Genomic DNA, 8222 nt, shown 5'->3' on the forward strand with positions numbered 1-8222 from the left:
ATATGAATTAGTTATGCGATTGATTTATGTAATTCAGATAAAATATAAATAAATGCTTTTGCCATGCACTGGCGTAATAATCTGTTTATACCAGCCTGGTGTTCTCTTCCGTGATGATTTTAATAACCAATTTTTTCACGATAGCGTGGGTAATGAATCGATATGCCTCATCAGTATCACAGATGAATACTTGTCCAGCGTTGACCTGTACGGTTTGCCCCAAACCTTTCAGGTATTCACGGTCGGTGTCCTTCCGGTAGCAGTCAATTTCCTGTAGCTGGCTTTTCGGCGCGTATTCGATTTTTTGTGTGCCCTGTAAAAAGTAATGCACCTCAATGCAGCGGCGATGGCCGATAAACAGGGCATCCGTTGTGCTGTCGATTCTGACGTCGTAGTTCAGCGTCTCTCCCTGCGAGTAAACCACACCGGGAGAGAGACTATCGAGCTTTCCTATCACCTCTGCGCAACGCTGCCAGTGATTTTTCGTATGCGTATGTTGTTGAAGCTGTTCTATGTTATCGATAATCCTCATTTTCTTTCCTTACGCATGAATCGACCGTTAACAGCCTGTGCTCAACGACATCATAGGTAATTATTTTAGTAAACTTTTTACTAAATAAAATAGAGGAATTCGATTTACTTTAACTCGATCACGAAATAGAGAAAATTGACGGGCTGTGAGGAAGGGAGGATTTGCCCGACGGCACTATCGGGCAAAGCGAACACTAGCGGGTTGTACCGCGCAGTTTCAGTTGGCTGGGGACATAGACCTGAAGCGGCAACACGCGGCCATCGCGCGCTTTTTCAATCAGCAGGTTAACACCCTGAATGCCCATCATCTCAGAGTGGATACGTACAGTGGATAGTGGGGGAAAGGTGAAACGCGCGGTAGGGATATCGTTGACGCTGATGAGCGAAATTTGCTCCGGAATCCGGACCCCATTTTCATGAATTGCCCGTAATACGCCGATAGCGATGGAGTCAGAAGCAACAAATAAGGCTGACGGATAATCTTGTTTTGCCAGCATTTTTTTGGCTAGCTCATAGCCAGATGCGCTGGAGAAACCGCCCCGGTAGATATCCATTTCTGAAACGACACCTTTCTGCTGTCCGTATTTCACAAAGGCAACTTCGCGGATATCCGCTTCTCCTGGCACGTCCTGACCACCAATGAAACCGATGCGTGTCGCACCCTGTTTGATGAAAAAGTCGACGATCTCCTGGCTAATGCGTACCAGATCGGTATCAACGAAATCGTAACCGCCGCCTGGAGGTTGAAAATCAATAAAACAGATATTGTCCGTTAGCGCTGTGGCGGTCTGGCGTATTGCATCGCTGGCCTTCCCAACCACAAGGACACCCGTCAGTTTTTTGATGCTGGGGGGAACATGATGTTCATAGCAGCTGGTAAGCTCAATACCCAACTTTTCACACTGTGTTTCAATACCGTGGCGGATAGACAGATAGTAGGGATCGTTGATCTCCAGTTTCTGCTGGTAACTGTAAAGTGCGAGAATATGGTGCTGACTGGCAACACTCACCTGCATTTTGTGGGAAGAACTGCTCCTGTACTCCAGTTTTTCTGCAATCTCCAGAATACGATGCCGGGTTTCCTCTTTCACATTCAGGTTTGGATCGTCATTCAGAACGCGGGATACCGTTGCCAGAGAAACGCCAGCTTCCGCTGCTATATCTTTAAGTGTTGCCATATTTGCCTTTCATTCCACCATTCGACCGCATGGGCTGTTCATTGTAAATGAAGCCCCATGAGATGCATCTGTTTTTAGTAAATTCTTCGCGCTTTATCTTCCACGAAAATTCGGCTATTTTTTAGTAAAATTTTACCCTGGAGAGAGAAATGGATACCGTTGCCTTTGCCGATTTTGCCCGGATGGAAATACGTGTTGGAAAAGTAGCGCAAGTGAAGCGCCACGAAAATGCCGATAAACTCTATATCGTGCAGGTAGATGTGGGAGAACGTACGCTGCAAACTGTGACCAGCCTGGTTCCTTATTACCGCGAAGAGGAGCTAATGGGGAAAACGGTAGTAGTGCTGTGTAACCTGCAAAAGGCCAAAATGCGCGGTGAAACCTCAGAATGCATGTTGCTGTGTGCCGAAACTGATGGTGGCAGCGAAAGCGTGCTGTTGGCGCCTGAACGCGTCATGCCGGCGGGGGTACGGATTGTTTAAGTTAGGCTAATTGCCGGATGGCGGCTACGCCTTATCCGGCCTACAAAAGGGTGTCTTTTATAGGCCGGGTAAGGTTGTTACACCTGCTCCACGCTCACCCGTAATGCGGCCAGGGCTTTGCGGGTTGATCGTAATACCAGTTCGCATTGCTCGATCGTTAACGTCAACGGCGGTTCGATACGGATCGTCTTCGCGTTATTCAGTGTTCCGGCGACCAGCACTCGCTGACGGAACATTTCACTGGCAAAGCTGTAGCCAATCTCATTATCGACAAACTCAATCGCCATCAGCATGCCTTTACCGCGAACGTCGTGTACCAGATCCGGATATTCCCGCGCCAGATGACGGAAACCATCCAGCAACATATCGCCTTTCTGCTCTGCCTGAGCGGGTAAATTTTGCTCCAGCAGGACGTTAATGGTCGCCAGCGCTGCCGCGCATGAGAGCGGGTTGCCACCGAACGTGGTGGTATGCAGGAAAGGGTTGTCGAACAGGACGGAGAACACTTCTTCGGTGGCAATGGTCGCGCCAATTGGCATCACGCCCCCCCCAAGCGCCTTGGCCAGACACAGAATGTCAGGTTGCACGTTTTCATGTTCGCAGGCGAACATTTTGCCGGTGCGCCCCATGCCAGTTTGCACTTCGTCGAGGATCATCAGCGCGCCAAACTCATCGCAAAGTTTACGTACCGCGGTTAAATACCCTTGCGGCGGCAGGATTACGCCTCCTTCCCCCTGGATTGGCTCCAGAATCACGGCGGCAACATCGTCGCCGGTCTTTTTACATTCGCTCAGGACGGTGCGCATGGCATCAATATCGCCAAAAGGAACGTGGCGGAAGCCCGGCAGCAGCGGCATAAACGGTTTGCGGAAGGTTGATTTAGCGGTAGCGGATAGCGACCCCAGCGATTTACCGTGGAAGGCTCCGCTGGTGGCAATAAATGTAAATTTACCGCGCGGCGATTGATACGCTTTCGCCAGTTTTAGCGCCGCTTCAACCGACTCGGTCCCGCTGTTACTGAAGAAACTGTATTTCAGCTTTCCGGGAGCCAGTGCAGCAAGCGTTTTTGCCAGCATGGCCCGTAATGGGTCAAGTAATTCCTGGCTGTGCAGAGGTTGTTTCGCGAGTTGATTCTGTACGGCGGAGACCACTACTGGATTACGGTGCCCCACGTTGAAAATTCCAAAACCTCCCAGGCAATCGACAAACTCCTGTCCCTGGGTGTCGACAAGCGTATTCAGGCTTCCCGCTTGCCACTCTACGGCTCCGTAATCCCCGCCGGCAGTTACAGATTTTCGATACTCTAAGAACCCCGGATTAACATGCTCTTTGAAGTAATCAATCACCTCTCGGTTTAGTGCTTTCATTTCCTCATGATCAAGCGTTCGCTTCTCGATGAGATTCAGTGCGTGTGCGCTGCAGGCCAGAGCCGATGCGCTGGAAGGTAACCTGTTCAAAATATGCTCCCGGAGCTCGCGTATCACATGATACTGAATTAAGTATTGCAGGGATTGCGCCATCCCGACGCGCTTAACGAAAATCGGGATAAACACCAGGGAAGATCTTGCTTGTGCAACATTTAATCTCAAACATTAACATTTGCTGGCATTTTGCCCAGGTTTACGCGCGTAAAACCGACGGGAAAAACGCGTCATTGCGCTAAAAGTGGGCGAAAATTGCACTGTTGCGGTGCGCAGAGTGAAGGTGTGCTGAATAGTTGCGTAATGAAAGTATTTTAAATCAATGAATTAGAAAACATACAAATTTTGAGGTTTAATCGCAAATTGCGATCTAAATCAAATTTAACAACTAAAGTTAAAAAGATTAGCGCCGAAATAACATAAGCCGAAAGAGTTAACAACCAGATAACCTGCACAGGACGCAACCATGTCTTCTCATCCCTACGTTAGTCAGCAAAATACACCGCTGGATGATGATATCACCCTCATGTCGACCACCGATTTACAAAGCTATATCACCCATGCGAACGATACCTTTGTCCAGGTCAGCGGCTATCAGCTGAATGAATTGCTTGCTCAGCCGCACAACCTGGTTCGTCACCCGGACATGCCGAAAGCGGCGTTTGCGGATATGTGGTACACCCTGAAACAAGGGGAACCGTGGAGCGGTATTGTGAAAAACCGGCGGAAGAATGGCGATCACTACTGGGTGAGGGCCAATGCGGTGCCGATGGTGCGGGAAGGGCGCGTAACCGGGTATATGTCGATCCGTACCCGGGCGACGGAAGCGGAAATTGCGGCGGTCGAACCTTTATATAAAGCACTCAATGAAGGCCGTTGTAATCGGCGCGTCCATAAGGGGCTGGTGGTACGTAAAGGCTGGTTGGGTAAACTCCCGTCGCTTCCGGTTCGCTGGCGGGTACGCAGTGTCATGGCTTTCATGTTTGTCATCCTGGCAACTGCGCTACAGCAGATGGGGGCTGAATGGCCGCAACTGTTGGTGAGCGCACTGGTGATGCTGCTGGCGACGGTTATTTTCGAATGGCAGATTGTGCGCCCAATCGAGAATGTTGCCCAGCAGGCACTGAAAGTAGCGACTGGCGAGCGCAACAGCGTGACCCATCTTAACCGTAGCGATGAACTGGGTCTGATGCTACGGGCGGTGGGGCAGTTAGGGTTAATGTGCCGCTGGCTTATTCATGACGTGTCGAGTCAGGTCAGCTGTGTGCGTAACGACAGTGAAACGCTGGCGAAAGGCAGTGATGATTTAAACAAGCATACACAGCAGACGGTAGAGAATGTGCAGGAAACGGTCACCACCATGAATCAGATGGCGGCATCGGTGAAGCAAAACTCTGCGACGGCAGCGGCGGCTGACAAGCTGTCTATTGCCGCCAGCAGCGCGGCGACACAGGGCGGTGAGGCGATGGATACGGTCATTAAAACAATGGACGATATTGCCAACAGCACCCAACGGATCGGCACTATCACGACCCTGATTAACGATATTGCTTTCCAGACAAATATTCTGGCGCTGAATGCGGCGGTTGAAGCGGCCAGGGCGGGCGAACAAGGAAAAGGATTTGCGGTTGTGGCTGGAGAGGTACGTCATCTTGCCAGTCGTAGTGCAAGCGCAGCAAATGACATCCGTAAACTGATTGATGCCAGCGCCGACAAGGTGCAGTCCGGCTCCGATCAGGTTCATGCCGCAGGGCGGACAATGGATGATATTGTGGCGCAGGTTCAGAATGTGACACAGTTGATCGCTCAAATTAGCCATTCAACGCTGGAGCAGTCAGATGGACTTTCCAGCCTGACCCGTGCCGTAAATGAGTTGAGCAGTATTACGCAGAAAAATGCTGAACTGGTCGAAGAAAGCGCGCAGATTTCAGCAATGGTAAAACATCGTGCCGGTCGCCTGGAAGATGCGGTGACCGTGCTACATTAATTCTCTCCCCATCCCATTTTCCCGCCAAACGCTTATCGTCCCCGGTAGGCGTTTTTTGTGATAATTTTGTTAACCATGTATTAAATAATACCTCTTTGGTATTACGATTCTATTTTCATTATTCCGTTATGACGGCGAGCGCCCTGTTTTTAAATATTGTTAAATATCGCTTATATAACGATCGGTCTTGCTTGATTCATCGTCAAAAGCTATTTGGTAACATTGATGTAAATTAAAAAACGATCAATATCATAAAGTTAGGTGAATGCTGACCGATAAGGATATCTGTCTGAAGAAAACTGTCTCCAGGGAGAAAATATGTTCTTGCATAACGTAAAGATTCGCTCGAAATTATTTATCGCGTTTGGTTTGTTTATTGTACTGATGATGGTGAGTTCGGGCCTTTCGCTGTTGAGTCTGGATCGTAGTAACAGTGGGATGCAGAACATCATTACCAATGACTATCCGATTACGGTAAAAGCCAATCTGCTCATTGATAATTTTCAGGAGTTTGTCAGTACTCAACAATTGATGTTATTGGATGAGGAAGGTAAATGGACCCAGGCGTCCCAGAAAAAGCTCGATACCATCAGCCAGCAAATTTCTGCTCTGCTGGATGCGCTGAGTGCAGCGCCTCTCAATGATGCATCCAAAAAAATTATTGCGGATATCCGCGATGTGCGTGAACAGTATCTGGCTTCCCGATTCCGCATTCTGCAGGCGCTGCAGAATCACGATCGCTCCGGTGCAATGCACGAGATGATGACCCGCACGGTGAATGTGCAGCAGGCGTATAAAGCAAAAGTGCAGGAGTTGATCGCCATTGAAGATGCCCAGATGCAGAAGGCGGGCGCTCAGGTGGAATATGATTTCCACACCAATCGCGCACTGTTGATTACTCTGGCGCTGATCAGCATTGCTGCCGGTTGTGTGATGGGTTGGTATATTGTGCGCTCAATTACCCGACCCCTTAATGAAGCCGTGCAGTTTGCCGAGGCGATTGCGCAGGGCGACCTTACTCGCAGCATCAGTATGGAACAGAAGGATGAGACCGGTGTGCTGCTGCAAGCGCTGATGGCAATGAAAACCCGACTGTTAGAGATTGTCGAGGAAGTGCAAAACGGCTCCGAGAATATCTCTGCGGCGGCGGCGCAGATTGTCGCGGGTAATCAGGATTTGGCTGCGCGTACCGAAGAACAGGCAAGCTCGGTAGAACAGACCGCGGCGTCGATGGAACAAATTACCGCGACGGTCAAAACGACGGCAGACCATACCCATGAAGCGACGAAGCTGTCTACGGGAGCGGCGACGGTCGTGAAAAACAACGGTGAGATGATGAATCAGGTGACGCAGAAAATACGCGTGATTAATGAAACCTCTAACCGTATGTCAGAAATTATCAACCTGATCGATTCGATTGCTTTTCAAACCAATATTTTGGCGCTGAATGCGGCTGTCGAAGCCGCGCGCGCCGGTGAGCACGGGCGTGGTTTTGCGGTAGTTGCCGGAGAAGTACGTCAACTGGCGCAAAAAAGCGCATCGTCTGCCAGTGAGATCCGCAATCTGATTGAAGACTCCACCAGTCAAACCCGGGAAGGGCTGGCGCTGGTTGAAAAAGCCAACGCGTTGATCAATGGAATGGTCACTAACGTTGAAGAAATGGATGTGATATTACGGGAAATCGGTCAGGCCAGCCGCGAGCAGACGGACGGTATTTCGCAGATTAACAGTGCGATTGGCCTGATCGACACCACCACGCAACAGAACTCCTGTCTGGTAGAAGAGTCCGTTGCGGCAGCGGCGTCATTAAACGAACAGGCATTACACTTAAAAGAGATGATTAAAGTGTTCCGCGTGCGTAAAGAGGACGCGCAGCCTGCTTAATCAAGCTGGGTGATGTCCAGCGATGCGCGATCGATAATACCGATGATCTTCTTGATTTGCGCTTCGCTGGTGTCACCGTGATTGACCCGCAGATCCAGCACGGCTTTAAAATTCTCCAGTGCTCTTTTCATCTGTGGATTCTTGCGTAATTCAAAGCCGACACTGCGTGCTTTAATACGTTCGTGGATATGTTCCAGATGTTCCCGGTTCTCTTCCAGCCATTGCAGGCCTTGCTCTGTGATTGTTATCTGCTTACGTCCTCCTTCCTCGTCACGGATGGCGATAAGCGACTGATCCTGCAAGAAATCCAGTGTCGGGTAAATAACACCTGGGCTTGGGGTGTAATTACCCTGAGTCAATGTTTCAATGGCTTTGATTAGCTCATAACCGTGACTGGCATCGCGGGTCAAAATATCCAGAATCACCAGACGTAATTCGCCGTGACCGAAGAAGCGCTGACGTCGACCGCCACCACCACCGCGACCGTGTCGATGTCCGCAGCCATGCTCATGGTGGTGTTCTTTGTTACAGCCTTCGTGACGACGTTCTTCACCTTTGCAGCAACCTTCGTGGTGTTCGCTGTGGTGACCTTCGTGGCGATGTCCTTCGCCTTTACAGCAGCCTTCGTGCTGGTGTTCTGCATGTTTGCAGCACCCTTCATGATGATCTTGCATCATTCATCTCCTGATGTTGTTTCGATATATCTAATTTATATCTAAACTTTTTCTGTTTGCAAGTC

At 49.8% G+C, this 8222-nt stretch carries 7 protein-coding genes; 3 read left to right on the top strand and 4 right to left on the bottom strand.

Going from position 1 to position 8222, the window contains the following annotated elements:
• Positions 1-85: 85 nt before the first annotated feature.
• Together NNN64_RS22045 and ebgR are read right to left on the bottom strand one after the other, a co-directional pair.
• The gene (locus NNN64_RS22045) at positions 86-532 is read right to left on the bottom strand and encodes a beta-galactosidase subunit beta (RefSeq protein WP_271442776.1); all 447 of its coding nucleotides are present in this window, start codon (positions 530-532) and stop codon (positions 86-88) included.
• A 193-nt stretch (positions 533-725) separates the two neighbouring features.
• Positions 726-1709: a transcriptional regulator EbgR gene (gene ebgR / locus NNN64_RS22050; protein ID WP_271442777.1), complete on the bottom strand. Its 984-nt coding sequence runs from the start codon at positions 1707-1709 to the stop codon at positions 726-728.
• Between the two features lie 149 nt (positions 1710-1858).
• On the opposite strand from ebgR, the gene NNN64_RS22055 reads away from it, so the two are divergent.
• A complete protein-coding gene (locus tag NNN64_RS22055) occupies positions 1859-2191 on the top strand; it encodes a tRNA-binding protein (protein WP_271442778.1) in 333 nt (110 codons plus the stop codon).
• A gap of 77 nt (positions 2192-2268) precedes the next feature.
• Here NNN64_RS22055 and ygjG read toward each other — a convergent pair whose 3' ends face one another.
• The gene (gene ygjG / locus NNN64_RS22060) at positions 2269-3648 is read right to left on the bottom strand and encodes a putrescine aminotransferase (protein ID WP_167335587.1); all 1380 of its coding nucleotides are present in this window, start codon (positions 3646-3648) and stop codon (positions 2269-2271) included.
• Positions 3649-4078: 430 nt separating this feature from the next.
• On the opposite strand from ygjG, the gene NNN64_RS22065 reads away from it, so the two are divergent.
• Positions 4079-5599: a methyl-accepting chemotaxis protein gene (locus tag NNN64_RS22065; protein WP_271442779.1), complete on the top strand. Its 1521-nt coding sequence runs from the start codon at positions 4079-4081 to the stop codon at positions 5597-5599.
• 318 nt (positions 5600-5917) lie between these two features.
• Positions 5918-7483: a methyl-accepting chemotaxis protein gene (locus tag NNN64_RS22070; protein ID WP_271442780.1), complete on the top strand. Its 1566-nt coding sequence runs from the start codon at positions 5918-5920 to the stop codon at positions 7481-7483.
• Here the strand turns inward: NNN64_RS22070 and NNN64_RS22075 are convergent.
• Positions 7480-8157 (bottom strand): PadR family transcriptional regulator, encoded by a 678-nt coding sequence (locus tag NNN64_RS22075; protein WP_271442781.1) that lies wholly within the window; start codon positions 8155-8157, stop codon positions 7480-7482. The genes NNN64_RS22070 and NNN64_RS22075 overlap by 4 nt on opposite strands.
• Between the last annotated feature and the right edge of the window lie 65 nt (positions 8158-8222).

Source organism: Citrobacter sp. Igbk 14 (genome assembly GCF_028069825.1).
In the GTDB taxonomy this organism is placed as follows: Bacteria; Pseudomonadota; Gammaproteobacteria; order Enterobacterales; family Enterobacteriaceae; genus Citrobacter.